This window comes from Acidovorax sp. (genome assembly GCF_046341535.1).
Classification (GTDB): Bacteria; Pseudomonadota; Gammaproteobacteria; order Burkholderiales; family Burkholderiaceae_C; genus Acidovorax.
In genome coordinates this window covers 22,672-44,549 of sequence record NZ_JBKDRI010000123.1, presented here as the reverse complement: position 1 = coordinate 44,549, position 21,878 = coordinate 22,672, and the positions used below count along the sequence as shown (strand labels likewise).

At 62.9% G+C, this 21,878-nt stretch carries 23 protein-coding genes; all 23 read right to left on the bottom strand.

Annotation, left to right across the window (positions count from 1 at the left end; all coding sequences use genetic code 11):
• Window positions 1-26 precede the first annotated feature (26 nt).
• Window positions 27-719 carry a response regulator transcription factor gene (locus ACK543_RS08955; protein WP_409942499.1) on the bottom strand — a complete coding sequence of 231 codons (693 nt, stop codon included), beginning with the start codon at window positions 717-719 and terminating at the stop codon, window positions 27-29.
• 180 nt (window positions 720-899) lie between these two features.
• Window positions 900-1,790: an acetylglutamate kinase gene (gene argB / locus ACK543_RS08950; protein WP_409942498.1), complete on the bottom strand. Its 891-nt coding sequence runs from the start codon at window positions 1,788-1,790 to the stop codon at window positions 900-902.
• Between the two features lie 83 nt (window positions 1,791-1,873).
• On the bottom strand, window positions 1,874-2,977 hold the full coding sequence (locus ACK543_RS08945; RefSeq protein WP_409942497.1) for a glycosyltransferase family 4 protein: 1,104 nt from the start codon (window positions 2,975-2,977) through the stop codon (window positions 1,874-1,876).
• Window positions 2,978-3,070: 93 nt separating this feature from the next.
• A complete protein-coding gene (locus ACK543_RS08940) occupies window positions 3,071-3,709 on the bottom strand; it encodes a lytic transglycosylase domain-containing protein (protein WP_409942496.1) in 639 nt (212 codons plus the stop codon).
• Window positions 3,710-3,792: 83 nt separating this feature from the next.
• Window positions 3,793-4,416 (bottom strand): acyltransferase, encoded by a 624-nt coding sequence (locus tag ACK543_RS08935; protein ID WP_409942495.1) that lies wholly within the window; start codon window positions 4,414-4,416, stop codon window positions 3,793-3,795.
• A gap of 23 nt (window positions 4,417-4,439) precedes the next feature.
• Entirely contained in the window at window positions 4,440-5,432 is a 993-nt protein-coding gene (locus ACK543_RS08930; RefSeq protein ID WP_409942494.1) for a class I SAM-dependent methyltransferase, read from the bottom strand.
• Window positions 5,429-6,283 (bottom strand): lysophospholipid acyltransferase family protein, encoded by an 855-nt coding sequence (locus tag ACK543_RS08925; protein ID WP_409942493.1) that lies wholly within the window; start codon window positions 6,281-6,283, stop codon window positions 5,429-5,431. Before ACK543_RS08925 ends, ACK543_RS08930 begins: the two co-directional genes overlap by 4 nt.
• Before the next feature lie 35 nt (window positions 6,284-6,318).
• A complete protein-coding gene (locus ACK543_RS08920; protein ID WP_409942492.1) occupies window positions 6,319-7,539 on the bottom strand; it encodes an ABC transporter ATP-binding protein in 1,221 nt (406 codons plus the stop codon).
• Between the two features lie 2 nt (window positions 7,540-7,541).
• The gene (locus ACK543_RS08915) at window positions 7,542-8,366 is read right to left on the bottom strand and encodes an ABC transporter permease (protein ID WP_409942491.1); all 825 of its coding nucleotides are present in this window, start codon (window positions 8,364-8,366) and stop codon (window positions 7,542-7,544) included.
• On the bottom strand, window positions 8,363-9,283 hold the full coding sequence (locus ACK543_RS08910) for an NAD-dependent epimerase/dehydratase family protein (protein WP_409942490.1): 921 nt from the start codon (window positions 9,281-9,283) through the stop codon (window positions 8,363-8,365). The genes ACK543_RS08915 and ACK543_RS08910 overlap by 4 nt, the downstream gene beginning before the upstream one ends.
• Window positions 9,283-10,506, bottom strand: coding sequence for a glycosyltransferase family 4 protein (locus ACK543_RS08905; protein ID WP_409942489.1), 1,224 nt, complete (start codon window positions 10,504-10,506; stop codon window positions 9,283-9,285). The genes ACK543_RS08910 and ACK543_RS08905 overlap by 1 nt, the downstream gene beginning before the upstream one ends.
• A 2-nt stretch (window positions 10,507-10,508) precedes the next feature.
• A complete protein-coding gene (locus ACK543_RS08900; RefSeq protein ID WP_409942488.1) occupies window positions 10,509-11,486 on the bottom strand; it encodes a glycosyltransferase family 2 protein in 978 nt (325 codons plus the stop codon).
• Between the two features lie 87 nt (window positions 11,487-11,573).
• A complete protein-coding gene (locus ACK543_RS08895; RefSeq protein WP_409942487.1) occupies window positions 11,574-12,494 on the bottom strand; it encodes a peptidyl-prolyl cis-trans isomerase in 921 nt (306 codons plus the stop codon).
• 30 nt (window positions 12,495-12,524) lie between these two features.
• Window positions 12,525-13,670: a hypothetical protein gene (locus ACK543_RS08890; RefSeq protein ID WP_409942486.1), complete on the bottom strand. Its 1,146-nt coding sequence runs from the start codon at window positions 13,668-13,670 to the stop codon at window positions 12,525-12,527.
• 123 nt (window positions 13,671-13,793) lie between these two features.
• Complete coding sequence (locus ACK543_RS08885) at window positions 13,794-14,759, bottom strand: hypothetical protein (RefSeq protein ID WP_409942485.1); 966 nt, start codon at window positions 14,757-14,759, stop codon at window positions 13,794-13,796.
• Window positions 14,760-14,946: 187 nt separating this feature from the next.
• A complete protein-coding gene (locus ACK543_RS08880; RefSeq protein ID WP_409942484.1) occupies window positions 14,947-15,384 on the bottom strand; it encodes a hypothetical protein in 438 nt (145 codons plus the stop codon).
• A 61-nt stretch (window positions 15,385-15,445) separates the two neighbouring features.
• A complete protein-coding gene (gene gspD / locus ACK543_RS08875; protein WP_409942483.1) occupies window positions 15,446-17,806 on the bottom strand; it encodes a type II secretion system secretin GspD in 2,361 nt (786 codons plus the stop codon).
• Window positions 17,807-17,854: 48 nt separating this feature from the next.
• On the bottom strand, window positions 17,855-18,331 hold the full coding sequence (locus ACK543_RS08870; RefSeq protein WP_409942482.1) for a hypothetical protein: 477 nt from the start codon (window positions 18,329-18,331) through the stop codon (window positions 17,855-17,857).
• Window positions 18,328-18,882: a type II secretion system protein GspM gene (gene gspM / locus ACK543_RS08865; protein WP_409942481.1), complete on the bottom strand. Its 555-nt coding sequence runs from the start codon at window positions 18,880-18,882 to the stop codon at window positions 18,328-18,330. Before gspM ends, ACK543_RS08870 begins: the two co-directional genes overlap by 4 nt.
• The gene (locus ACK543_RS08860; RefSeq protein ID WP_409942480.1) at window positions 18,879-19,880 is read right to left on the bottom strand and encodes a PilN domain-containing protein; all 1,002 of its coding nucleotides are present in this window, start codon (window positions 19,878-19,880) and stop codon (window positions 18,879-18,881) included. Before ACK543_RS08860 ends, gspM begins: the two co-directional genes overlap by 4 nt.
• Complete coding sequence (locus tag ACK543_RS08855; RefSeq protein WP_409942479.1) at window positions 19,877-20,809, bottom strand: general secretion pathway protein GspK; 933 nt, start codon at window positions 20,807-20,809, stop codon at window positions 19,877-19,879. The genes ACK543_RS08860 and ACK543_RS08855 overlap by 4 nt, the downstream gene beginning before the upstream one ends.
• On the bottom strand, window positions 20,809-21,444 hold the full coding sequence (locus ACK543_RS08850) for a prepilin-type N-terminal cleavage/methylation domain-containing protein (protein WP_409942478.1): 636 nt from the start codon (window positions 21,442-21,444) through the stop codon (window positions 20,809-20,811). The genes ACK543_RS08855 and ACK543_RS08850 overlap by 1 nt, the downstream gene beginning before the upstream one ends.
• Window positions 21,417-21,878 (bottom strand): prepilin-type N-terminal cleavage/methylation domain-containing protein, encoded by a 462-nt coding sequence (locus ACK543_RS08845; protein ID WP_409942508.1) that lies wholly within the window; start codon window positions 21,876-21,878, stop codon window positions 21,417-21,419. The genes ACK543_RS08850 and ACK543_RS08845 overlap by 28 nt, the downstream gene beginning before the upstream one ends.

Here is a 21,878-nt window from a genome sequence, read left to right as displayed (position 1 = left end):
GAGCCGCAACCACGCAGCGGCGGGCGTCAGCCGCCCTGCGATTCCAGGCGATAGCCAAAGCCACGAATTGAGCGCAGCGCCACGCCGTGCGGCTCGAGCTTGCCACGCAGACGAGACACATACACCTCCACGGCATTGGGCGTGATTTCCTTGTCCCAACCCGTCAGCGCCTGAAGCAGTTTGTCCTTGCTGGCAGGCTTGGGGGCGTTGATGAGCAGATATTCCAGCACCGTCCACTCGCGCGGCCCCAGCTCCAGCACCTGTTCGCCATCGGCCGTTCGGATACTGGCACGCCGCGCGGCTGTATCGAGCTCCAGCGGGCCAAAGCTCAGCACCGCCGAAGTCGCCGCCTGTGACCTTCGCAGCAAGGCACGCAGCCGGGCCAGCAGCTCGGGCAATTCGAACGGTTTGACCATGTAATCGTCGGCGCCCAGGTCCAGCCCCTGTACCCGGTCATGCAGCGCGTCGCGTGCCGTGAGGATCAGCACCGGCATCGCCGGACTGGCCATCTGCGGCCGGCGCAGGCGGCGCGTGAGCTCCAGACCATCCATGCCTGGCAATCCGATATCGATGATGGCTGCATCAAACGATTCGGCACGCAAGACCTCTTCGGCACGCTCACCGCTGCCCACCCAGTCCACCGCGTAGCCCGCGTCGCTCAAGCCCAGCTTGATGCCGCTGGCCAACATCAGGTCATCTTCGACGAGTAAAAGTCTCATCGCGCCTCCTGCAACATGCCCACAGGGGCAGCGACCACCGCATCGGACGTGTTGCAGTCAATCAAGGCTATGCAGCGCGCGCGACCACTCCAGACGAAGTGCGGGCAACCCAGGGTGCGGTTGTTCCTGGATGGGGTCAGTACGCTGGCCGGCGACATGGAAGGGTCAACTCGACATCCGTCAGTGCGAGCGGATCATGGTGCCGTAGGCCTGGTCCGTCAGGATCTCCAGCAGCATGGCGTGCGGCACCCTGCCGTCGATGATGTGCACGGCATTGACACCGGCCTTGGCAGCATCCAGCGCCCCGGCAATTTTGGGGAGCATGCCACCAGAAATGGTGCCATCCAGAAACAGCTCGTCGATCCGACGGGCCGTCAGGTCGGTCAGCAGGTTGCCCGCTTTGTCCAGCACGCCGGGGGTGTTGGTCAAAAGCATGAGCTTCTCGGCCTTGAGCACTTCGGCCAGCTTGCTGGCCACCACATCGGCGTTGATGTTGTAGCTCTCGTTGGCCTCACCAAAGCCGATCGGGCTGACAACCGGAATGAACGCGTCATCCTGCAGTGCCTTGACCACGCTGGGGTCGATGGAAACGATATCGCCCACCTGGCCTACGTCGTGCTCGAGGCTGGGGTCCTTGTTGTCCAGCATCTTGAGTTTGCGCGCCCGGATCATCCCGCCATCGCGTCCGGTCAGGCCCACCGCCTTGCCTCCTGCCAGATTGATCAGGCCCACGATGTCCTGCTGCACCTCCCCCGCCAGAACCCATTCCACCACTTCCATGGTTTCGGCGTCGGTCACGCGCATGCCCTGGATGAACGCCCCCTTCTTGCCCAGCCGGTTCAGCGCCGTATCGATCTGCGGCCCCCCCCCGTGGACCACAACAGGGTTCATGCCCACCAGCTTGAGCAAGACGACGTCTTCGGCAAAATCAGCCTGCAGGTCCGGATCCGTCATGGCGTTGCCGCCGTACTTGATGACAATGGTCTTGCCGTGAAACTTGCGAATGTAGGGCAGCGCCTGGGCAAGGATCTCAGCCTTGTCGCGGGGAGCAATCGAAGAAAGGTCGGTCATGGAGGCGGGCCAACGGAAGAAACGGGATGCGCAAATTGTGCCGCATTCCCAACAGGCTTTGACGGCACTGCGCGCGGGCACATTCAGTGCCTCAACCAGTTGGGTACTTTGAAACGAACAATCGCGAAATACGCCATCACGTAGCTGATGACGAACAGCGCGCAGAAGGCCATCAGCAAACCGGTATTGCTCCAAAAGAGCACAGCCGGCACAACCGTCAGCAGGGTAAAGCCCCACAGGTAGGGCGAAGTACGGTTATTGCGCATCAGCACGCGGCGCGACTCATCATCGTGAAACACCCCACGCACGATGCGCCGGTAGATGAGTTGGTGGAAGTGCAGCGCATCGGCAACGCCCGGTGACACGCCACGCACGGTCTTGCGGTAAATCGAAAAAACGGTCTCCCAGACCGGGTAAATCAGCAGCAGCATGGGAAACCAGGGGGACACCTCCGGATTGCGCTGAACCAGCGAGATGCTCGCCAGGGCAATCACGACGCCCCAGATGTAGGCCCCACCATCGCCGGCAAACAGCATGCCTCTGGGGTAGTTCCAAATGAGAAAACCAGCGGTTGCAGCAGCCGTGGACACCAACAGTGCTGCCAACGCCCGGTCCCCGACCTGAAGGGCCACATGCGCCAGTGCCAGGCATACGATCAGGGCCACCATACCCGCCAAACCGTTGTACCCGTCGATGATATTGAAGGCGTGGGGCAATCCGGCCACCGCCAACACCACAATGGCAACACCGAGCCAGGGCGCCAGCGCCAGCCAACCATCCAGCCATTGCAAGCCCGTCCGCGACAGGGTCAGATTCAACAGCAGCACCGCAAGGACACCCGAAGCGCCCGTGAGCAGCAATCGGTATCGCACCGATAGCCGCTGTGTCATATCCTCGGCAATCCCACCGAGCACGGACGGCAGCAACACCACCATCCACCCTCCCACCCAAATCCCCAACCGGAGGGAACCCGGGTCGCCCCATCGCATGGATTGCACGACACCAAGCCCCCAGCTACAGGCAATCCCCACCAGCAACGCCGCACCGCCCAGGCGCGGAATGTCGCCCAGGTGAAATCGCTGCGGCATTCCATCGCCGTACATGGACGCGTGACTGCGCATCCAGCGCACGATGTAGCCCGCTGCCAGCGCTGATGCGATAAAGGCGATAAACGACAGCCAGATCATGCGTCACCTGCCGGTTTCACGGGCACCAAGCAGTTCTCGCGCGCGTCCATTTCGGTCGATGACAGGGGCGAATGGTTGTGGGTCATGCCAGCGTCACCTCACCAGGCTGCGATAGATGCGCATGACCTTCGCCACATATTGCTGCGTCTCGGGGTAAGGGGGAATCTGGCGACCATACCGGATCACGGCTCCCTCGCCGGCGTTGTAGGCTGCCAATGCCAACTCGTGGTCGCCATCAAACATCCGCAGGAGGTCCGCCAAATAACGACTGCCAACTTGCGCATTCACCTTGGGCTCCATGACAGCGTGCTCCCCTGCGGCCGACGATCTGGACGCGACACCATAACGTTCAGCCGTTGCTGGCATCACCTGCATCAACCCCAGTGCGCCCTTGCTTGACACGGCTTTGTCGTTGAACGCCGACTCAGCAGCCGCGACCGCAATCACCAACGCCGGATCCAGTGAATACGACCGAGCCGCAGCCTCCAGATGAGGTTTGGCGGCATCGAAACCGGGATACCGCAATGCTGGCGTTGCGCCCTCCTTCACAGTCCGGTCCGACGCTACACGGGGAGTACGACTCAGCCATACTACACCTCGCGACGCAGGAGGGGCGACATTTCCCATGTGCACCACCCCCTCGCGATCGACGAATTGCCAGACTTGTTCTGCCTTGGCGGTCGCTGGCGCAACGGGCCACAACCCGACAAACAACCCGGCAAACAAGATCATGGCGCAGGGCAACCGGCCCACACCCGGCCGGGCCTCTGCTTTTGATTGCTTCTCAAGGCATCCTGAAACCATGGGCTTGTCTCTCACACTCGCCGCCAAATGACATTAAAAACGGACCGAGCCCAACTCCGCCCTCTGGATGGAGCACCGGTGGCAGGCCATGCCTGCCCGCGCCGTGACCGGATCAGGCGCGCTGGCATCCCGGCCGCGACCATTCCGGCCGGCACATCCTGGCGCACCACGGCTCCGGCCGCAACCACCGCACCCCGGCCAATGTTCACACCCTCGAGCACAATGGCTCCCGCACCAATCCAGGCCCCGTCTCCAATGGAGATCCTCGCGCGGGTGATCCGGTTTCGCGCAATGATTGCATCCCCCTCATCAATGGCATGACCGGCCGATAGCAGCTTGGCATGGGGCCCGATGAGCACGTCCTCCCCAATGGTAAGACCGCCCTCACCCGACAGGTACGCGCCCACATTAACGATCGTCCGGGCGCCAATCTGGATGCCTACGCAAGGGTCTGCAACCACATCACCCAGCACCAGCCGGGTATGGGCATAGATGCTGACACCATCGGCCAGTTGAAGCACCCCACCACGCTCGCCAAATCGCATCACCGACACGGTAGGGTCAATACGGCAGTCAGCGCCGATAACGTCTACTCCCGCGTGTGAACGCGTGATGTCGGGTACCCCTAGCAACATCTTGATTCCGTCCTCACCGAGCGTCAGCCACGGCTCCAGAGTCTTCGCAATCGCTGCAAGAAACTGGCTGCATGGGCCTCCTGCTCACGCAGCCTCAGGGCCAGGTCGGCTTCGATGGCACTCTTTTGGCTGCGAACGACATCATTTTCCGCGCGTAACTCACGGATTTCTGACTGCAACCTGCCAATGATGTCCTTGGCTTCAGAGAAAGCCTTTTGATGCTCCAGCAACGACGCGCGCTCGGTCTGATGCAGCACGGTCAGCGCCTGAAAGTCGCTTTGAAGCATTTCTGCGGCATTGCGCAAATCGCGAACCTCCCAGGCCGAAACATCCACGGTCGGCGTCACGACGACCATCCATTGATAGACATCAAAATCCTGCCAGCCCGCCAACAGCGCCTGGCGAAGATCCCCCGACAAGGCGCTCCAATACCAGGCGAATTCACTGTGCTCGACAGGCACTCGATTGGCCTCCCAGGCTCTGGGCGACCAGCTGCCCTCCAGGAGGGTTTTCTCGATGCTTCGCCGGGTGAAGAACCGGATATGGGTGCTGTCCAGTTGCCCTTTTTCAGAATAGTCAAAGATTCCGTGCCGCATCGCCGCCACAACGCCGGCGTAGGCAATATTGGGCACGGAGATCACAAGTCGGCCCATCGGATTGAGAAACGCACCCAGTCGCCTCAATAAATCCTCCGGATTTCGAAGGTGTTCCAGCAGATCGCATGCCAGCACCGCGTCAAATCGCCGACCGGCGATGGCGTCAAGCCAGTCCGTACCATCCAGGTTTCCCTCGATCACCTCCGCCCCCAGCGTGCGCAGTACCTTGAGCGCCTCGGGGTCATTCTCCACCACGGTTACACGATGACCTCGGGCCAGGAGAACACGGGTCATCGCCCCAGGGCCAGGCCCCAGTTCCAAGATGGACGTGCAGTCCAGCGGCACACGGCGCAGCAACCTGGCAGCCCATGCATCCCCCTCAGGATCGAAGGCGTAGTTGTAGCGCTCGACGTTGGTCATGGATTCCCCTCCGGCTTTTCTTCACGCGTCCACATCTGATCCCACAAACCCCACTGCCACCAGGCCCAAGGGCGTTGTACAACATCCCTCTCGAGCGTCTGCACCACCATATCAATGGCGTCGCGGGGGTTTTGCGGTAGCGGCTCAACAACCACCTCCAAATGACCCGGGTTGCGGGAATACGTGACAGCCTGCAGCATGGGCACGCCGGTGGATTGTGCAAGTCGCTCGATGCCTGTGGGCAAGTGCAGATACCCCCCCAGAAAGGGATGCGCGCGCAGGCGTCCGAACTCGGGCCGCCACGCATCCGCCAAAATCACCCAGCCCTGCCCCGCTTTCAGGCTTTCGTGTACCGCTCTCAGACCATCAGCGGTCGTATGCCATTTTCCCCCAGTCGCGCGTGTATACCCGTGGATTTTTCGCAGCAGGAAATCGCGCTGCGGTGCTGAAAGCTCGGGGTTGTCCAACACGGGCATGGTCAGGACGTTGGTCGCAACGCCTGCGCGAGCCAGCGCTACCGGCGCTGTCAAGAGCCGGTCATAGTGGTTGAGCACGAGGATGAAACCCTGGCCGCTGCCGATGAGCTTTTGTCCCAGGTCACCCCCGCGCAGCTCCACCCGCGGCCCTCCAAAGCGCCCCAGCCGGTCGAAGGCCATGGCATCGACCATTTCCTGCGCCAGCATTGCCAGGTGGGCTCTGGCCCACTGGGCGTATTGATCTGCCGACCGGCCAGGAAAGGCCCGGGCAAACAGGGCCTCCAGCCAACGCAGCACCGGCTGCCGCTCGACCGCAGACTCACGGCCGATGTACCCGGCAAGCCTCCAAGGTAATGCCGTGGGCAGCCGCGCCATGAGCGGGAACAACCGGTTCCGCGACAACGCAAGCGTCATTCCACCAGCACCCATTCATGCTCAAGCCAGGTGACCCCGAACTCGCGGTGCCTCTGGTTGAGCACCGTGAACGGCTGAATGAGTTCGGCCATGTCCAAGACCTGGATGCCAGAATCGTCCAGCACATACAGGCTCCAAAGGTATTCGCCGGAAAGCAAGGCAAGTCGTGGGAACCGCATGCGAATCCGGTGCGTGCCGGTTCCCTGCAGGGGCTTTCCATCGGCACGAAATTGGGTGCTGGTTCCGAAGACGTTGTCTTTGTCTGGACGGACAATCGCGAACAGCACATGAAAAGGCGCGTCGGCATACGACTCGATCACGATCTCAACCGACAGATCCTGGAATGAATCGACCTGTGCCGGGTTGATGCCATCGCCGGTCTCAATCGTGAGCCCGCCGATTTTCACCAGGGGCGCGCCCGATACCTGGGACGATGGCTGCGCCTCGGGCTCCTTGCCGATGGACTCTGCAGGCTCCACCCGCAAGTGGGCATACCGGCGCCGTTCGTGCGACTCATAGGCCGTCACCACATCTTCAGTCGCGCCGATGGCCTGAATGCGCCCACCGTGTATCCACGCCGCACGCTGGCAAAGACTGCGCACCTGATACAGGTTATGCGAGCAAAACAGCACCGTGGCACCCCGCTCGCGAAGCTCCAGAATGCGATTAAGGCTTTTTTTCTGGAAATGCAGATCCCCGACCGAGAGCGCCTCATCCACGATCAGAACGTCCGGATCGATCGCGGTGGCGGCTGCAAAGGCCAGCCGCATGAACATGCCCGAGGAATAGGTCTTGACCGGTCGCTCGAGGGTTTCCTGCGTCAGTTCCGAAAACGAAGCGGCATGGAGGATGAATTCCTCCATGGGCTCGCACTCCAGGCCATGCAAGGCGGCCATGAAACGAATGTTGTCATAGCCTGATTCCTCCGGGTGAAAGCCCGCGCCCAACTCCAGCAGCGCCGCCACGCGCCCCTCCTGGGTAACCTTTCCGTGTGTGGGTCGGATGGTGCCTGCAGCGATCTTGAGCAGCGTGCTCTTGCCTGCGCCGTTTTCCCCAATGAGCCCAAACGTTTCGCCCGCCTTGACGTCGAAATCCACGCCGGTGAGGGCTACATGGACGCGGTGCCGCTGCGAACGCGTCACCCACTCCCACAGCCTGTCTTGCGGGCGGGCATACACCATGTAGGTCTTTTCGATCCCTTCAAAGCGGATGGCCATGATTACAGCGCCTCGCCCAAAGCGGGTTTCATGGAGCGGAAGAACCACCAGCCCCCGCCCGCCAGCAGCACTACCCACGCCATCAGCGCGAAAGGCGTCCCCGGGGGTACCGGCATGTGCAACACGGTCGCCTGAACCATCAACACCAGGCAAGCCAGGGGGTTGAAAAGAAACCAGCTGTGGAATTTCTCGGGCACCTGCGACAGGGGGTACACGATGGGGGTGAGATAGAACCACAACTGCAGCCCAAAGGCCACCATGGAGCCCACATCGCGCCACAGAAAGTGCGCCATGCTCAATAACAGCGTGAGTCCGTAGGTCAGTGCAATCTGGGCCAGCACGAGCAGCGGCAACCACGCGAGCGAAGCGTGCAGCCCCAAACCCTCGCTGACGGACAGCACCAGCAAGAGCGCATACCCGATGGCGAGCACCAGGAGGCTTCCGCCGACCGATACGGCGGGAAGGATCTCCGCTGGCATGGGTTGTTTGCGCAAGAAGTCTTCATAGGCCGCCAGCGATCCAACGCCGCGACCGACCGCATCGGTAAACGGAAGCCACACTGCCAACCCGGCCAGCAAGTGCAGCAGGTAGCCGTTGTTCACATCCAGGCCCGGCACCCGTACAGCCAGCACCAACCCAAACAGCACATAAAAAATCGCCAGCGATGCCAGTGGCTGCACAAATGCCCAGGCAAAACCCAGCACCGATCCAGCGTAACGGGTCTTGAACTCCCGGACCAGCCAGTACCGCCACAAGACCCACAACTGCCGCGCCGTTCTGGGGGCCGCCGAAGACACAGCGGTCGAGGGGGGTTTCGCAACGGTCATGGAGCCGTCCGCAGCCACTGCACCGACATGGCCACGCCCTCTTCAAAGTTCATTTGCGGCATCCAGCGCAGCTCTTGCTGCGCCAGCCGGATATCGAGAACATTGACAGGCGGATCAAAGGGGCGGGCGGGATGGGCCCGTCGCTCCACGCGCTTGCCGAGCAGCTTTTCAAGCGTTTGGATGATGTCGTTGACGCTGTGTCCGACACCCCCGCCAATGTTGAAGGTGCGCGCCCGGCCATCATGGCGCGCTGCGGCCACAAAGGCACTGCCCACATCGGCCGCGTACACGAAATCGCGCACCACAGACCCATCGCCCCACACATCCACCGGCAACCCATTGAGTGCCCGGTGCGCGAATACCGCGATCACGCCCTGCACGCCATGGGGTTGCTGCCATTCGCCGTAAGGATTGCTCAGGCGCAGGATGCGGCAAGGCAGTCCGAACTGGGCCTCTGCGATACGCAAATGGTGCTCAATGGCGAGCTTGGTCGCGCCGTACGCACCCATGGGCAGGGTGGAATGGTCTTCGCTCAGCGGCACGGTGTTCGGGCGTCCGTACACCGCACCGCCAGACGACGCGAAGAGGAAGCGCGGGCGTGCCTGTCGTTGGCGCAGCGACTGCACCAGCCGCAGCGTGCCGACCAGGTTGGTTTGTGCATCCTCGACCGGATCCTCGCTCGCCGTGGCGGGAACCGTCGATGAGGCCAGGTGCACCACCACCTCCGCTCCACCCATTTCGTCCCACCACGAAGCGAGGTCAAAGCAGTCGGCATGCACTTGGCCCGCCAGCCAGGGCGCGGTGCCTGGCGCTGAGAGCATCCGGTCGATGGACCAGACTTCCATGCCGCTTGCCGCCAGCGAACGGCCGATATGGCGCCCCAAAAACCCGGAGCCCCCGAGAATCGCGCACCGCATCAGGCCACGCCCCGCAGTGCCTGCGCGCGGGCGCGCAAGAGACCTGCTTCAAAGTCCCGGGCTACGGTGTCCCAGGTCTGGGCCCGTGCGAATCCTTCGGCCTTCTGGCTGATGAGACGGCGTCGTTCGTTGTCCTGCAGCAAGGCGCACACCGCTTCGGCAAGCGCCTCCGGCGATGACTCCGCCAGGGTCACGACGTCGTCGTTGAGCAACCATTCCACGTTGGGGCCGCGATTGGAAACCACGGCGCATCCACTGGCCATCAGTTCCAGGGGCAGCAGCGACGCATTGGTGAGCGACAACACCAGGGCCGCATCGCACTGGCTGTAGAGATCAGGCAAGTCGTCAAGCGCCAACGTGCCGCATCCGAGGTGTGGAAACGGAATGTGATAGCCAGCGGTGTCCCAGCCCGCAAGCACGAACTGCACATCAGGCAGGCGCTCCCATACGGCATTGAGCACGAGCAGGCCGATTTCAAAAGCGCGGCGCGGCGTCGGAGGCCGGGCGTAGAAGAACACGCGTCGGATCTCAGGCTCGCGGCGTGGAAGACGTCGATAACGCTCCAGCTCGACGCCGAACCCCACGGCATGGGTGGTCATGCCGTATTCATGCGCCAGCTTTTGAGCCAGCCAGCCGCCCGCCGTGATGCCAAAGAATCCGAAGCGGTAGGTGTTTTCTGCCAGCACCGACTCGGACCCCACGGGGTAAAAATGGGGCTCGTAGTCCTGCACAAAATACAGCCTATACCGCGCACCGGTGAAGGCGCGCACGGAATACGCAGTGTCCCAGCCGGTGGCCAATGCAAATTCGCAGGGCGGCAGGGCATCCAGCCCCAACAGCACCTCGGCCTGCAACGGGAAGAAATGCTGGCAGATTTCATCGCGCGCTTGCTCGGCGTCCTGATGCATCACAGGGTTGCCGATCACGATCGTTGAGGTGTACCCCATCTGCTCAAGATGCCAGATAGTGCGAAAGATGTTCAGGTGCCCGCCCGAACCTACGTTGAAATCGGGTATGAACCAGAGCAGCGTGCCTTCGCGCACTGCCCCCGGTAGAGCTGGAAGCACATGCGGCAAAGCAAAGCCGTAGTGACGAAACACATCGACGTACCGCGCTGGCCCCATTCGCAACCGGCGCACTACGGCACGCATGGCGGGAATCACCCCTTCCTTGCGAATGATTTCGCTGACGCGCCAGACTTTCTTTCTAATGCTCAAGGCCATGGTCACGCAGTCCCGACGCGCTGCAGTTTTTCATCGCGCGATACTGAGCCCAGCAACCAAGTGGGCAGACGGTCATGGCAGGTACCCAGGTATTGCCCCAGAACGCGGGCAAGTTCAATGCAGGCCATGTACCCGGCGTTCTTGAACAAACGCCAGCCCCGCAGCCCACCGCTGCGCAGCCAGCCCAGGTCGCGCCGGGCCAGATGGGCGGCTGACTTCAACGCCCCGATCAGGCTGGCCTGGATGCGGTATCCGAAATACAGATGGAACGACCGGGCTTCGTCAAAATTGCGTTGCAGGGTTTCCCACACCCCGAAGTCGTGCGAGTGGTACACCACGGCATCCGGGACGAACGCTTTGGCATATCCGGCCTCGATGGCCCGCAAGGCCCAGGTTTGGTCTTCAGCAAAGGCCACTTCAGGCAAAGGAAGCTTTTGCCACACCGAGCGACGGATGCAGGCATTGTTGCTGGAGAAAAAATGCAGCCATTGCCGGTAGCCGGTATCGGTGGCGAAGCGGGCCGTGTCGTCCAGCCGCACCACTGCCAGGGCGCTTCCAAAACCGGCGAAATGCTGGTTCAGTTCGCAATGCGTGACGTGCCGCGCCTCAGGATGCGCGCGGTGCGGGCCAAACGCGCCCGCCACGTCAGGCCCTGCATCGCAGCCACGCACCATGTTGGCCAGCCACTGCGGGCTGGCGGGGCGCGCATCTTGCGTGATGAATACCAGAAACTCCCCGGCGGCCATCGAGGCCAGCTGGTTACGGGTGCGCCCGTGTCCAAAGTCGGCTGGCGCGATGACCTCGACGCGCACGCCGTAACGTCGGGCGAGTTCGACGGACCCGTCGGACGAGCCCGAATCCACCACAATCACCTCAAAAGGCCAAGGTGCCTGCTGGGCCAGTACTGCTTCAAGCACCTGGCCCAGAAGTGGACCGCCATTTTTGACTGGTATTAATACAGACGCTCGAATATCAGCCATGCGATGCAAAAGCAAGTCCGGGAAAAGGCCAACCCGGGAGTCTAACAAAGTCGCCTGCGCGCACCCATGGCCCGGCCAGCGCTGCTGCTACTTCGCCCCCTGCCCTCCAGGCTGACTTTCAGCCTTGCCCAGCGCCGCGCTGTTGGCCTTGGCCACCATCGCGCGAATGGACGCACGATCAATCTCCACGCCGTATCGCTTGAACAAATCGGTCCGTACCTGGTTTTTGGCTTCATCCCGGCAGTGGCTGACCGCACGGGTGGCGGCAAAGGATTTGGCCTCATCCCAGGTCAACTGGCGGGGTTCGCGCTTTTGCACCACCGCAAAAAGATACACAAAATCATCATCCTGCACCGGGCCGAGCAGCTCGCCCGCTTTGACCGTCTTCAGTGCGCGCATGATCATGTGATCGCCTTCGAGCGTGATCCAACCAAGATCTCCCTGCGCGTCTAGCGAATACTCGTTCTTGGCTCGCAAGGCGATGATGCCAAACGGGCGTTTCCCCTGGATGACGGATTGGGCCTGATCCTGAAGCCAGGCCATGGCCGACCCCCCGCCGATCTGCGTGGCTGCAGGCAAGATGATGCGCTCCACGCGGGCCTGTGCGGGCAGTTCAAACGCCTGGGGATTCGCGTCGAAGTACTTGCGTGCCTCTTGCTCATTGGCTGGCAGTTCGCAGGCGGGAGCCAGCTTTTTGTATGCCGCCAATGCATAGACATCGTCAAAACGCTTCAGAGCGCCCTCGCCGGTTCGTCGCGGCAAGCCCACACGCTCGGCATCGAGCACCAGGGTTCGGGTCATCGCCATCTCTTGCACAACACCTTCCACGCCCCACGCGTTGCGCGCATTTTGCCGAAGGTCAAGACGCGTGCCCAAGTAGTCCGACAAATCCTGCTCGGTGATTAGCTCGCCATTGGCCAGTCGCGCCAAAGGAGTTGCTCCGGGAGCCGGCTGGGCCCAGGCGCATCCCATTGCCGTAACCAGCAGCGTGCCAACCATCCAATTCATTTTCTTCATCCACATCGTTTTTCGTCCTGTCTATTGCTTGAAGGGCCGCGCCTGTTCCCACAGGGGGCCGTAGAGTATTTCGATGCCCATTTTCTTTGGCAGCACCGCCGAGTGGTAAGCCACGAGGTCCTGCACACCGTCCGCATCAGCGTCGATCAACTGTAGCGCTGTCGCAAAACCGTCGAGTGGGAGCCAGCGCGTTTCGAGCACATCGCCCTGGTCACCAAGGCGCTGCATGAACATGCGCGAGTCCATGCCCCAAATCACCAGGTCATCGCTCAACGGCAGAACACTCACGGTACCAACCTCTTGGGGTGCGGCGATCCACTGGAGTTCCCCGCTGTCCATGTTCATGCGCAAGTTGCGGCCACCCGTCTCCACGGCCACGTAGAGCCAGCGCCCGGAGGGGGAGGGCCGAGTGTGGCGCGGGATCACGCGGATGGGCACGGGCACGGTCAAGAGGTTGCGGGCAGGCTCCAGCAGCTTGTCAGAAGGGGCTATGGCCACACGCTGTTCATCAAGGCAGGCGGCCACCATCCCCCCTGCGGGCGCACCGGGAGCGCGCTGCACGCGCACGGGGTGCCAGGGTGCCTCGCACCATTGGACGCGCGTCACGGTGGTGGCGCTTTCTGGCTGGTCCGGCATAAAGTCAACCCACACGACTTCCTTGCCCGAATAGGGGGTTGCCAGCATGCGGAAGCGCCCTTGCGAGGCCTCCACCAGCACCACATCTCGGGGCGAGATACCAATGGGAATTTGCCTTAGCAGTTGCAAGCGCCCTTGCACCACGCGGAACACATCCAGGCTGAAGCTGTTCTCTACGGCGGCCACGACCAGATCGTCGGCGATCCAGATGGCGCTATCCGGGTGGTAGGCCAAAGGCTGGCGGTCCAGCAGGCGGGCCTGGCGGCCCTGCACCTCATAAAGCACCAGCGTGCTCTTTTCGTGCTCTACCGCCACCAGTCGGCACCCCGCAGCCGTGCAGCGCATTTGCCCGCCCCACGCCATGTCTACATCCATGCCGGTGCGCGCAATCGGCTTCACGGCAGTTTCGCTGCTGGCGGGCGCAGCACCGCCTGCCGTGGCCAGCCCAGGAACAGGCGCGGTTTGACAGGCAAGCAACATCAGCGGTGCAAGCACAGCTGCCGCGATTCGCAAAGAACGTCCCAGAATCATCATCAATGTCCTACTTTGAACCCACCAAAACAAATAGCGCCCGAGGGCGCTATTTGTTTTGCAGGTTGCACAACACAACCCCGTCTAAGCCTTAGCGGCGCGGCGAGCCGCGCCATCAAGTACTTAGTTTGCGTTGGCCAGGCGGTGTGCGCCCAGCAGCGTTTGAACAGCACCAAAGCTAGGAGCGATGATGGTGGAGAAAGACACCACGGAGCCGTTTGCGAGGGTGGCCAAGGCACCGGACGTTGGAGCACCCGATGGAAGCACGCCTGGGTTCCACTCGATGATACCGTCCAGGAACGCAGCTGGGCGGCCAGCGATGGTTTCTGGGTCGAACCACGACAGTTCGCTTTCAGCCAGCGGGAAGTTCACCGACTGACGGTTTTGAGCGTTGTCATAGATGTTGACGGTGTGGGTACCCTTTTGGTTACCCGTCGACCACACGGCGATACGGGTGTCGTTACCCGAATTCACGGTGCCGTCGATAAAATAACGCATGGACACTTGGGTCGTGGCAGCTACATCAGCGCCGCCAGCCACTTTGACCAGGCTATCAGCGCCCAAGGTGGTCAGGTTGGCCGCACCAGTGGTGGTCAGCGTCAGAGGGCCGTCGATCACAGGCGTGAAGGCCACGCTCTTGCTGGCGATGTCCACAAAGAACGCGTTACCAGCCAGCTGGCCGGAGGTTGCTGCGGACGTTTGGTCTGCCAGAACAGCGTTGGCAACATTACAAGCGTTAGCAGCCGTAGCGGTCGTACCGCCAGTACCCACAGCGAACACCATGTAGCCGCGTTTGCCTTCCATGCCAACACCAGACACAGCAGACCAGTTCACGCCGGTGTACTGCTTGTTGGTCATTGCAAAGCAGCCGTCCACGCCGTGGTTGGACTCTTGGTCGAACCAGGTCCAGAAAACGGGGATGGTACGGCCAGACTGGTTCACCAGACCGATAGCGGTGGTGCTGGCAGCGCCGTTGTGGATCACGTTAGGAACCACCAGGCCGTTAGAGAAAGTACCGACGGTATAAGCCTGAGCCACACCAGCCGACAGCGCAGCTGCCGCAACGGCTGCCAGAGCAAATTTTTTCATCTTAAATATCCTTAGAAAAAAGAAGGAAGCTTCCCACCCTTGCGGGCTGTGCAACCCATCCGTCAAACCGTTTGGGCTGCTGGTATCTTAGCCCGTGAACACGGGGTTTTCAATCCTTGCACCACTTTCATTTTTTTAGCCTCTGTTTTGTTGCGGTAACACAACGAAGCTCGACGTCGTGGTGGCCTTACAGGATGTTCTTGCGGTCGGCGTGGTACCACACGCCCTCAATCCGGACCCATTCGTCCTTCAAAACCACTTCCTGATTGTTCATCCGCAAGATAGGCACCGAATATTTTATCTTCACGTTGACGAGGGCTTTGTCGCCTTCGAGCGAAAGGACATCCTGCACCTCCACCGCGTCGTAAACGATGCCTTCGCGCTTGAGGTAGGCCTGCAAGGTCCACCCTGGTTTCTTGGACAGTTCCTCGTACTTCCAGGATGTGACGGGGTCGTTGTCCTGTACGGATTTCCAAAACTCCTGGGCCCGTTGCAGCAGCACAGCCCGGTCTCTGGCCGGTGAGGGCCCGCTTGCACAAGCCGACAAGGCAGCCACCAGCGAAACCGCCACTGGCGCAGCCAGGAGCCCCAGCACACGACGACGTTCAAACGCATTTTTTTTCATGTATCTCTCCTAGAAAACACTAATAGACCCAGCAAACCGACTCTATAAATTAGCGGAAAGTTCAGCGGGAAGGTTCAGGCGCGGTCAGGTCGCGCTCTAGCATGGGAAACGACTGAGCTGACATGGCGCGCATGCGCTGGCGCATCTCGGCGCTGGCGCTTCGCAGCGCGTCGTCGTCTTCCAGCGCCCGCGGCGTCATCAGTACCAGCAACTCGGTGCGGTTGTTGTTGTTGGTGTGGTTGCCAAACAATGCGCCCACCACCGGAATTGAGGATAGCAGGGGCACGCCGTTGCGGCCGGTGGTGTCGTTTTCGCGGATGAGGCCGCCCAGCACAATGGGCTCACCCGAGCGCACAGCCACCCGTGTCTGGATCTGGCGGGTCAGGAAGGCGCGCTGGCCGGTGGCGGTGTCCAGATCACCCACATCGGTGACCTGCTGCGAGATATCCAGGGTGATCAGCCCGCCTGCGTTCACCGATGGGGTGACCGACAGCATCACGCCCGTGTCCTTGTAGATGATGGATTCCGTGACCAGGTTGCCGGTGGTGACCGAGGTCGAGCTCTTGATGGGCTGCTGCTGGCCGACCTGGATGGTGGCGTTGTGGTTGTTGAGCACCATCACAGACGGGCTGGACAGCAGGCGCACCTGGGAGTTTTCTGCCAGGGCGTTGAGCGTGGCGCGCACCACGCCCGCCTTGTTCAATATGGTGTAGGAGAAACCGGGTTGCTTGGGGCCGATGTCGCCGGTCTGATTGAAGTTGAGCAGCGCCTGCCCGTCGCGCCCCCGCGAAAGGTTGTTTTGCACAAACCATTCCACACCGTATTGCAGGTTACCGGTGAGGCTGACTTCGACGATGCTGGCCTCGATCAGCACCTGGGAGGGCGCCTTGTCAAGCTCTCTCAGCGCCTGTTCGATGCGGCGGTATTCGGTGCGCGGCGCGCGAATGAGCAGGGCATTGCGCTTTTCGTCGGCCACCACGCGCACGTTCCCGTCGAGCTGGCTGGTGGATGTGAGGGATGCATTGTTGGGTGAGGTCCGGTTGGCGCCCGCCGAGGACTGCAGACCGCCGCTACCGAACATGCCGGGGTTGGTGCTGCCAGCCGCGCCTGTGCCCACGCGGTTGGCAGTGCCACCGGCCAACGGGGTGGAACCGAAACCGCCGGTGCTGCTGGCAGCCTGGCTGAACTGCGTGGGCGCTGATCCCGCCGCCACCCCTGGCCTTCCTTGTTCAGAGGCGCCGCCGAATAGGCCGTTGAGCATTTCGGCCAGCTGCAGGGCAGACCCGTTTTGTACCGGGTACACAAACAGGCTTGCTTCCAGCGAATCGGTCGGGCGGTCCAGCCGCCGCACCCATGTTTCGACCTGCGTGAGCAGATGGGCCCGGGGGGTGACCACCACCAGCGCATTGAGGCGCTCGACCGGGAACACGCGGATCAGCCCTCCGAGAGGGCCGGTGGGCTGAGATGTGGCGGCCGACGCTGCGCCAGCGCCAGCGCCGGTTGCCGCACCGCCTTGCCCGCCACGGCCTGCGGCGGTGGGGGCCGGCGTAGCAGCCCCGGCCGGCGCGTCGGCAGCCCCCAGCAGGGCCTGCATCGCGTCGCGCACCACGTTCACATTGGCGTTTTCCAGCACGAACACGCCCAGGGACATGCCGGAAAGGAAGTCAACATCAAATGACTCGACCATCTCCAGCCAGCCGCCCAGTTGGGCCTTGCTGCCCTGCAGCACCAGCAGGTTGCGGGTGCTGTCCACATAGACGATCGCCTCGCGCGGTGCAATGGGCGCCAGGATCTTGGCCATCTCGGCGGCGGCGATATGGTTCAGCGGCACGATGACGGTGCCCGAGCCGGACAGGTCCTTGAAGTTGGCCGCCCCCAGCACCGGGCGCGCCCCCAGCGTGACGGTGCGCTTGGTGACGTGGTAGACCCCGGCGTTGTCGCGAACGATGGCCAGATCGTGCGGCAGCAGCACGGCATCCAGCACATCCAGCACCTGGCTGCGCAGCAGCGGCTGACGGGTGTGCAGACTGACCACGGTGTCGCCGCCCGCGTCGATCGTGTAGTTGAGCTTGAGCAGGTCGCCCAGCAAGGCGGTGGCAAGGTTGCCGACCGTGACGTTTTCAAAGTTCAGCGACACCCTGTCCCCCTGGGCCAGCACGGGGTCCACCCGGGGTGCCTTGTCGCGCTTGAAGAGCTTGTCGTCGCCGGGGAACAGCTTGGTTCCTGCGGCAGGCCGGGTTTCGGGTGGTTTGACCGCCTCGGCTTTGGGCGCTGGAACGGCATTGCCAGCCGGCAGGGCAGGCGCGCTGGTGGCAGCCGCAGGTGCCGCCGCAGCGGGGGTGGACGCAGCCCCTCCCTGGGTGCTGCTGGCGCAACCCGAAGCCAGCAGCGCTAGCACGAGGATCGATGGCCGGATGTTCATAGGGTGTAACTCCACAATATGGGGTGCGCTGCAGCGGCGTGCCGCCGTCTAGGGGCGTGCCGCGGGGCTGCGGGCACGGTCCGCAGCCCCTGACTCCAGAGGGCGGTCCACGCGCTCATTGTCCGCAGAGACAAACGTGGCCCTGCGGCCATCGAAGGACTCGATGCGCCACGGACTGCTTTGCGCGGTGACTTTGAGGATGCTGCCATCGGCCCGTTGCAATATGGCCACGCTCTCGCGCCCGGACTCCAGGACCGCCGTCAGTCGCGCCTGCATCAGCTCGTTGGTCGTTCGGGTCTTTTTCTCTTCGACCACAATCGGTCGCCGGGAAGACCAGAGAACAGGGCGTTCTATCGCCTGCCGGGCCAAAACACGCGCATGCTGCTCCAGAGGCTCGACCTTCGGCAGATCGGGTTTGCGCGGGGGTGGTGGGGTCCATCGGTCTTTTTCGGCCAGCCACCAATAGCCACTTGCAGCCAGGGCGCCGGCGGCCACCACGGGTAAAAAGTGCCAGGGCTTGATCATTGCGTGGCTTTCTCGGGCGCCAGCGGCGCCTCCAGCTGCACCGTCAGGCGGGCGGTTTGCGGCCCCGGCCCTGACACCCCCCCTTCGCGCGTGATGTTGACCGTGCGCACCCAGAAGGGCGGGCGGTGAACCTGCAGGTTTTCCATGAAATTCACCAGCTTGACCCACTCGCCGGTCACCGTTGCGGTCAGGCGAATACGCGCCAGCTTTCCGTCAGCGGCGGGCTCCAACGCCACCTGCGACGACACCAGGGTGCTGCCGGAGTCCATGATCAGCTTGCGCAGCTGTTGCTGCACGTCGTTTTGCGCAGCCTCGCCCGATGGGTGCAGCCAGGGCGTCACCACCGTGTTGGCGGTATCCAGCAACGCCTTGATTTCAGCCTCGGCATTGACCACCCCTTCCAGCCGTTCGCTGCGCGGCTCCAGTTGCCCCAGCGCTTTTTCGTAGCGCACCCAGAGCATGCGGTAGGTGACCGCAGCGCCTGCCAGAACAATCAAAAATAATAGCAATAAAACGATTACAGACTTGCGCAACCAGGTGTTTTTATTCATGGTTTGGCCCCCTCGCTGCGCCAGCGCATCTCGAAGGCAAAGCGCTCCTTGCTCAAGGTGCCGTCGCGCACGTTGGCAGCCGTGGCGCGCACCTCCGCAAACCCCGGCTGACGACTGAGGTGCGCAATGAGATCGGTCGCATTGGATGTGAGGCCGGTGATGCGGATTTCGTTGCCGCTGATCTCGATGCGATCGAGCCAGGTATCGCCGGGCAGGGCAGCCGACAGACCATCGACCACGCTGGCCAGGGGGAGGTCGAGGGCGACGCTCTTGCGCAGGTCTTGCGCGATGTCTGCCTGACGCCGCAGATCGTCCATGTTCTGGCGCAGCGGGGCGGCTTGCGGAACCAGCAGGTTCACATGCTGCACCGCCCGCACCACGGCCTGGCGCTTGAGCACCAGCGGCATCAACGCAGGCAGCGACAACGCGATCAGCACCACCGCGAGCAGCGTCAGGCCGGCTGCATCCAACCAGCGCTGGCGCTTCACGGCCGATTGCCACGCCCGGCCCCGGACCGCCAATGCCTGCCCCTGCCTTGGCAGAAACACGGCCGCGCCGTCGCGCAGGCCATGCTGGGCAATCATGCGCTCAGAGGCGTTGCGTCGGCACATTGCCCACTGAACGGTCCATCCATCGCCCGGCGCTGGCTCAACGCGCCAGGCCGAGAGGATTTGGTCTGGCGGCAACGGCGAAACACGCCAGAGGGCCTCCTGTACCGCACCGCCCAGCGCTTTCGCGGGCATGGACGGGAGCTCTACCGTTCCCCACAGGCACTCGGACTCGGGAACCAGCACGCCCACGGCTTTGCGTTGGCCTGCCTGCTTGCGCAGGCGCTGGCCGGTCACGCGCCATCGCTGTCCGTCGGCGGCGATGACCATGCTGGAGTTGGCAGGCCAAAAGCCGCGTTCGGACAACACGCGCCGGAGGTCGCCCAAGCCCCATCGAAGCCGATCAAGCGTAGCTTGCAAGCGAACAGCCAGCTGCTTCCAAACTGTCATGGGTTGAATTCCTGTTCCGGCTTTTGAAAGCGGCGTGTTGGCTCGATGGAAAGCGTTGTCCAGGGCGTCAGCGAATCCGGGCGCTCGCTGAGGTCCATCCAGACTTCGCGCAGCCACCAGCGATCGCCCTCCGTTCGCACAAAGGCCCGCAAACGCAACGTTGGCGAGCCTGATGACCGGGATGGCGAAAAATACTCGGCAGCGGCTCCGGACAGAAGCACACTGGCACGCATTTCCGGTGGAGAGCTTTGCAGGCGAGCACCCAGACCCGGCTGACCCGTCAAGACGTCGATCAGCGCGGGAGGCGCAGAATCCACCTCGATGCGCTGCTGCCCGTTGATCCCCAAATGGGGCGCGATTATCGCATACAGCTCCGGTGTCATTCCGAGCACCGACATGAGTTCGGAGCGGTCTTCCAGAGCCGCATTGCGCGGCAGGGAGGGCCATCCGGCGGCACGGTACTGCGCGGCCTCGGCGCCCCCGACCCCACTGGGGGTGTCGTCTGGATCGATGAAATCCTGCACGCGCGAATTCAGGATGGCGGCCTCTCCCGCCGACATCCGCCCGGCGCGCTGGAACAGGGTCTGCAAAAGCCCCTCGCTGGCCACGTTGACATCCACCAGGCCGGACGATGGCGTGATTTCGACCCACACTTCGCTTTGACCCAAGGTCATGCGCTGCACCCGGTAGCCCAGCGGCTGGCCCTTTTCGGCGTTCAGCCGCTGCGCGACCAGCTGGACTGCACCGTCCAGCATGGACTCGGCGCGCAGGCGTTCAAGGTCCAGCGCCGTGCGTTGCGTCTGCTGGCGCGCGCCCCGCGCCCCGGCGGCCGCGACCAGCGACAAGGCGGCAACGAGCCACAGCACCATGATCAGGGCGGCTCCGCTCATGTTGCGCCGGGAGACAGGGGCGTTGGCGCGCAGCGTCATCAGCGGGCCCTCGCCAGCGAAAAGACCAAGGGAGGCCAGGGCCCGCGCTCATCGGCAATCTCGACCCGCACCCGCGACGGATATCTGCCTCTGGAGCCATCCCACTGCTGCGTCCATTGCCCGGTCTGGCCGTCCTGGTAATGCCATTGCAGCGTGCGTACATCGGGCAACAGTGTCTCGCGCACCGCAGCGCTCCAGTCCAGCGCCATCAGCGCGCCCTGATAGGGAACAGCCTCGATCGAGAGATCGATGCGCCCGGAATCCTGGCGCAACGGCGTGGCGCGAAAGACGTGGAGCCCGCCCGCGTCGCCGCGCTCAGGAAGCGGCGCGACCCAGATGGCGCCCGCAGCGTTACCACTGAAAAAGCTGACGAATACCGCCCCATCACGCCGACTGAGAAGCCGCAATGCGTCGAACTTGCGCCCCAGCCACTGGCTGACCACGAGCATGCGCTCGGAGCGCTCCATGACGCGCTGGTTGCGCTCTTCCGACCGCCCCATCGCGCCAAAACCGGCAAACATGAGGGCCACCACGGCGGCGGTCACGGCCAGCGCAATGAGCAGTTCCAGCAGGGTAAAGCCGCGCTCGTCTCGTATTGAAGCGCGGCTCATGAACCCGCCCGATAGGGTTTCCATGTGGACCAGGTCAGCACCACGGAGCCATCCACGACGCGGGCCACCTCGACGGTGACCCGGGCAGCGCGCAATGGCTTGCCCGCCACCGCACGCCCATCCCCGGCACTCAGGGCAATTTCTTCGGGCTGCAGGACCAGGCGCCACTGCCAGTCACCCGCCACGCCCTGGGGCTGACTCTGCGCATCTTCTGCGAAGGTGCTGCCCGCCAATGCAGAGCGGGCCACCAAGGCGGCCTCGATGCGCGACTCGACGTCCATCGCCACCTTAGAGCTTTGGCCGACCGTCCGGTAGAGGCTGGCCAGCGCAATGGATGCGATGGACATCGCCACCAGCGCCTCCAGCAGGCTGAATCCGGACTGCCGCCGAGCCCGTGCAGGCCAGCGCTTGCTGCATCGTTGCCGAAACCGACACCACGCGCGCCCAGCGGATGCCAT

Bases quoted from the DNA above. Each gene is read 5' to 3' on its own strand.
- ACK543_RS08955 (WP_409942499.1), bottom strand. From the start codon at position 719: ATGAGACTTTTACTCGTCGAAGATGACCTGATGTTGGCCAGCGGCATC.
- argB (WP_409942498.1), bottom strand. From the start codon at position 1,790: ATGACCGACCTTTCTTCGATTGCTCCCCGCGACAAGGCTGAGATCCTT.
- ACK543_RS08945 (WP_409942497.1), bottom strand. From the start codon at position 2,977: ATGATCTGGCTGTCGTTTATCGCCTTTATCGCATCAGCGCTGGCAGCG.
- ACK543_RS08940 (WP_409942496.1), bottom strand. From the start codon at position 3,709: ATGATCTTGTTTGCCGGGTTGTTTGTCGGGTTGTGGCCCGTTGCGCCA.
- ACK543_RS08935 (WP_409942495.1), bottom strand. From the start codon at position 4,416: ATGTTGCTAGGGGTACCCGACATCACGCGTTCACACGCGGGAGTAGAC.
- ACK543_RS08930 (WP_409942494.1), bottom strand. From the start codon at position 5,432: ATGACCAACGTCGAGCGCTACAACTACGCCTTCGATCCTGAGGGGGAT.
- ACK543_RS08925 (WP_409942493.1), bottom strand. From the start codon at position 6,283: ATGGCGCGGCTGCCCACGGCATTACCTTGGAGGCTTGCCGGGTACATC.
- ACK543_RS08920 (WP_409942492.1), bottom strand. From the start codon at position 7,539: ATGGCCATCCGCTTTGAAGGGATCGAAAAGACCTACATGGTGTATGCC.
- ACK543_RS08915 (WP_409942491.1), bottom strand. From the start codon at position 8,366: ATGACCGTTGCGAAACCCCCCTCGACCGCTGTGTCTTCGGCGGCCCCC.
- ACK543_RS08910 (WP_409942490.1), bottom strand. From the start codon at position 9,283: ATGCGGTGCGCGATTCTCGGGGGCTCCGGGTTTTTGGGGCGCCATATC.
- ACK543_RS08905 (WP_409942489.1), bottom strand. From the start codon at position 10,506: ATGGCCTTGAGCATTAGAAAGAAAGTCTGGCGCGTCAGCGAAATCATT.
- ACK543_RS08900 (WP_409942488.1), bottom strand. From the start codon at position 11,486: ATGGCTGATATTCGAGCGTCTGTATTAATACCAGTCAAAAATGGCGGT.
- ACK543_RS08895 (WP_409942487.1), bottom strand. From the start codon at position 12,494: ATGAATTGGATGGTTGGCACGCTGCTGGTTACGGCAATGGGATGCGCC.
- ACK543_RS08890 (WP_409942486.1), bottom strand. From the start codon at position 13,670: ATGATTCTGGGACGTTCTTTGCGAATCGCGGCAGCTGTGCTTGCACCG.
- ACK543_RS08885 (WP_409942485.1), bottom strand. From the start codon at position 14,759: ATGAAAAAATTTGCTCTGGCAGCCGTTGCGGCAGCTGCGCTGTCGGCT.
- ACK543_RS08880 (WP_409942484.1), bottom strand. From the start codon at position 15,384: ATGAAAAAAAATGCGTTTGAACGTCGTCGTGTGCTGGGGCTCCTGGCT.
- gspD (WP_409942483.1), bottom strand. From the start codon at position 17,806: ATGAACATCCGGCCATCGATCCTCGTGCTAGCGCTGCTGGCTTCGGGT.
- ACK543_RS08870 (WP_409942482.1), bottom strand. From the start codon at position 18,331: ATGATCAAGCCCTGGCACTTTTTACCCGTGGTGGCCGCCGGCGCCCTG.
- gspM (WP_409942481.1), bottom strand. From the start codon at position 18,882: ATGAATAAAAACACCTGGTTGCGCAAGTCTGTAATCGTTTTATTGCTA.
- ACK543_RS08860 (WP_409942480.1), bottom strand. From the start codon at position 19,880: ATGACAGTTTGGAAGCAGCTGGCTGTTCGCTTGCAAGCTACGCTTGAT.
- ACK543_RS08855 (WP_409942479.1), bottom strand. From the start codon at position 20,809: ATGACGCTGCGCGCCAACGCCCCTGTCTCCCGGCGCAACATGAGCGGA.
- ACK543_RS08850 (WP_409942478.1), bottom strand. From the start codon at position 21,444: ATGGAAACCCTATCGGGCGGGTTCATGAGCCGCGCTTCAATACGAGAC.
- ACK543_RS08845 (WP_409942508.1), bottom strand. From the start codon at position 21,878: ATGGCATCCGCTGGGCGCGCGTGGTGTCGGTTTCGGCAACGATGCAGC.